General features: G+C 66.8%; 1 tRNA gene. It reads left to right on the top strand.

What is annotated here, in order from left to right:
- Positions 1 to 20 precede the first annotated feature (20 nt).
- Positions 21 to 95 (top strand) — tRNA-Arg (locus HA630_RS02430).
- Positions 96 to 211: the final 116 nt, after the last annotated feature.

Below are 211 nucleotides of genomic sequence, written 5' to 3'. Positions count from 1 at the left end.
ACCCGTACAATCGCACCGACCTCGCCGTAGTTCAATGGATAGAACGGCCGCCTCCTAAGCGGCAAATACAGGTTCGATTCCTGTCGGCGGGACCACCTTGGTGAGCCGCATGCCCCTCCTGCACCGCCCCGCCCTCCTGGACCTGTTGCGCTACGTCGCCCAGTGGCTGCTGCTGGCCTGCGGGGTGGCTGTGCTGGCCGGCAGCGCCTCG

The organism is Aquabacterium sp. A08, from assembly GCF_011742065.1.
The sequence above is the reverse complement of the archived record's forward strand: the minus strand, read 5'-3'. Positions and strand labels throughout refer to the sequence as shown.